Annotated in this window: 3 protein-coding genes; 2 read left to right on the forward strand and 1 reads right to left on the reverse strand. The window is 61.4% G+C overall.

Features of this window, described 5'->3' with window-relative positions; genetic code table 11:
* The coding region (gene tatC, locus QT222_RS04265) for a twin-arginine translocase subunit TatC (RefSeq protein WP_491476416.1) at positions 1 to 1732 on the reverse strand (1732 nt) is incomplete at its 3' end.
* A 131-nt stretch (positions 1733 to 1863) separates the two neighbouring features.
* Between tatC (QT222_RS04265) and tatC (QT222_RS04270) the strand changes: the two genes are divergently transcribed.
* Positions 1864 to 2976, forward strand: a complete 1113-nt coding sequence (tatC, locus tag QT222_RS04270; RefSeq protein ID WP_004058454.1) for a twin-arginine translocase subunit TatC — start codon at positions 1864 to 1866, stop codon at positions 2974 to 2976.
* Positions 2977 to 3101: 125 nt separating this feature from the next.
* The gene (locus tag QT222_RS04275; protein WP_491476417.1) at positions 3102 to 3326 is read left to right on the forward strand and encodes a PLDc N-terminal domain-containing protein; all 225 of its coding nucleotides are present in this window, start codon (positions 3102 to 3104) and stop codon (positions 3324 to 3326) included.
* Positions 3327 to 3458 lie beyond the last annotated feature (132 nt).

Here is a 3458-nt window from a genome sequence, read left to right on the forward strand (position 1 = left end):
CGCCGACCCAGAGGTAGATGGTCCGACGACGCCGCCGGACGATGTTCCGCTCGCGGAGCGCGGGCCACGCGAAGTACGCGAGAAGCGGCAGTGTCGCAAACGCCGCTAGAATCGTCGAGAACTTCACTTCGAGGACGAGCGCTTCCATCGGGTGTAGCGTGATGACGCTCCAGACCTCTTCTGGTGTTACTGCGTCCGGGAGGCGATCAAGGAAGTTGTCGTAGACGAATTTGATACCGCCGCTGTAGAGCCAGCCGAAGGTCGTCGCAAGGACGAGCATGAACCAGCCGATGATCCAGAATGCTCGGGAGGTAACCGAATCGACGATGAACGAGACGTCCTTGTAGTAACCACCGATGTCGTCTTCGTCGGTCTCGCCTTCGGTGAGTTCGTCGAAGAACGCGCCGCCAGCGCGGGTCGCCCGGTCTTCGAGTCCGTCCGATTCTTCGGCTTCCGCTTCGGCGGCTTCCCGCTTCGCCTCGGAGTCGTCGAACCGGTCGATGAGCGCCTGCGCCTTTTCCCTGTCACCGTCGTCGATGGCGGCCGAAGCGAGGCCCATGATTTCGTTTTCCTCGCGGTCGGCGAACGCCTCGGGCGGCGCGGCGCGGATTCCGTCCGCGTCGAGCGCCGAGAGGTCGAGTTTCGTGGGGTCACCGACGCCGACCTGCGTCCGCTCGATTTGCTGAATATCGCGGAAGACGAGGTACGCGAGGCCCAGTAAGAGGGCGACGAGAACGCCAGCGACGATGAACGCACTGAGAACCAGTTGCGACCCCGGTTCGAGGAATCTGTACTGACTCCCGACGGCGACGAGCGCATCGTTCGCGAGCTTGATGCCCTCGTACTCGTAGAACGCGTAGACTAAGAGCCCGCCGCCGACGCCGGTGCCGGCGAGGAGGTTCCAGTGTTTTGTTGCGGTGCCTTTCAGGTCTAACTTCTCGCTGCCACGCTTGGCCGTGACGACGACTCGCGCGAGATAGAGACTGAAGGCGTACAGCGAGATGACCGGCACCGCCCACATGATTTGGGTGAACGGGTCCGGCGGCGTGAACAGTGCACCGACAGCGAAGATGCCGACGACCGCGTGCCGCCACTTGTCGCGGAACAGTTCGTAGGGTACGATTTCGGTGTACGACAGGCCGGTCACCGCCAGCGGGAGTTGGCTGGCGAGACCGAACGAAACCGTGAGCAGGAAGATGAACTGTGACCACTTGACGATGGAGTATTTGGGGTCGAATCCCGCGTTGTGCGCACTCCGTGCTAAGAATTCGAAGGTAAAGGGGAAGAATACGAGATACCCGTAGGCGACGCCACCCGCGAACAAGAGGAGCATCGTGAGTCCGATTAAAGCGAGTTTCCACGGCGCGACGGGTGATTTCGGCCATGCGTTGCGTGCTTTCAGCGCATCCCGCGAGAAGTAGATAAACGGCGGAATTGCGAAGATGATGCCCACGACGAGTGCAATTTTTGCCTGCAAGAGGAGTACGTCGAAGGGCGTCTGGGCGATGATTTCGAGGGCACCCTCTGTCGAGGCGTCCATCTTTGCCTTGGTGACCCCCTTAAAGAATTCCCAAACGTAGAGACTGAGTGCGTAGAACGTCCCGAGGAACCCGATCAGAAAGACGATAAAGACCTTCTGAAGGTCTTTTTGCGCCGCTCGAAGCATGGCTCCTGCAGTCTCCCGGCCGGATGCAATTGCCTGTTGGGTGTCCTCGTCGAGGGCACTGGACATACGTACGTGGCGAAAGCAGTCTAGTGGTTATCAATCTTTTTCACCGTCGCCGCGGTTTCGGCTCTTTTTCGCCCCTACGCTCGGCGCAATGCGAAAAGACCTATAACTGGCCGGAAGCGTAGGTCACCTGAATGGCGGACGAGGAGCGCGACACAGGTCTCTCTGCGGTCGACGACGAGACGGACGCCTCAGACGATACCGATGAGTCTTCGTCTAACGGTGGGTCCGAAGACGTGTCCACAGCGGCTGACGAACCCGCTCAGAATCGCGTGACACCACGCGATGAGACCGTCACCGACGGGTCTGTCGACGCCGATGAACCCGACGACGCGGCTACTGCTTCCGTAACCGGCGCAGACGCCGGCATGCCGGAGGACACCGCTTCGGAACTTCGTGACGACGATACTCCGAGCGTGGTCGACGACAACCTCGAAGACGACGGGCTCCTCGGTGGTGCCCCCGAAAGCGACCAAGAGATGCCGCTCACCGCGCACATCGAGGAGATGATTCGCCGGTTGGCGGTCGTCTTTGGCGTCGCGGGTCTGATTACGCTCATCCTCTTCCCCGGCGCGGACATCCTCAACGCGATGGTCGACATCGAGGCCAGACTCGGCATCACGCTGCCGAGCGCGACCGATGTCATCAATTTCCTCTGGAACTCCCACATCCCTGACGCCGCGAACCTTTCGGACCGTCGCCCGCGTCTCTACGGCCCGCTCGAACTCATCCTAACCAAACTCAAGGTTGCGGGTCTCGCCGGAACGGTCATCGGACTCCCGGTGTTCGTCTACGAGACGTACCTCTTCATGCGACCCGGTCTGTACCCCAAAGAGCGGAAATACTACCTCGCGGCCGTCCCGACGAGCCTCGTTCTCGCGCTCGTCGGTGTGGCGTTCTCCCACTTCATCGTTCTCCCGGCCCTTTTCGAGTACCTAACGTCCTACACGCAGGACACGGCGGTCGTCGCGTTCGGTCTCAAAGAGACGTTCAACCTCATTCTCGTCTTGATGGGCTACATGGCCATCGTCTTCCAGATTCCCCTGTTCATCGAGTTGGCTATCATGATGAATCTGGTCACGCGACAGTGGCTGGAAGACCGCCGGCTACTCTTCTGGGGCGCGTTCGCCGGTCTCGCGTTCCTCGTCAGCCCCGACCCAACGGGGATGGCCCCGATTATGATTGCGGCGACGATGATTGCTCTCTTCGAGGGAACGCTCGCGGCCTTGCGGTGGACTGGGAACTGACCGCTATCTTTTCTTTCCGCCGAATTCCGTCTCTTTCCGTTCGAATCCCACCCGTATCCAGCGTGTCGTACGCAGATGGCGAGAATACAGAAAACCTATCGCTGAATAGTTAGAAATATGCTACGATGGCCGAACTGGTCGCGTGGTTGCTGCTCGCCTTCGTCTGGTTCATCGTAAGCGTTTGGGCCGGTCTCGATGCCGCGAAGCACAGTCCCCACAACGCCTTCCTCTGGGGCTTTTCTGTCTTCGTCGGCGGTCTCCTCGGGTTGGCCCTCTATCTGAATCTCGGCAGGGGCGGTTACGGGACCCCTCGGGGCGACGCCGCCCCCCCGGCGCGCGCCCCCCCTTGAGAGAAACCCCGCCGAAAAGAAACCGGTTCCTGTCCCGACTGCCCCGCGCCGGGGGGAAGCGGACCCGGCCCCCTGCCCGTTCGCGGCGCACCCCTGGGGAGCGCGCGGGGTTCCGCCCCCCCCGGCCCGCCC

Source organism: Haloferax sp. s1 (assembly GCF_058382125.1).

Bases quoted from the DNA above. Each gene is read 5' to 3' on its own strand.
- tatC (WP_004058454.1), top strand. From the start codon at position 1,864: ATGGCGGACGAGGAGCGCGACACAGGTCTCTCTGCGGTCGACGACGAG.
- QT222_RS04275 (WP_491476417.1), top strand. From the start codon at position 3,102: ATGGCCGAACTGGTCGCGTGGTTGCTGCTCGCCTTCGTCTGGTTCATC.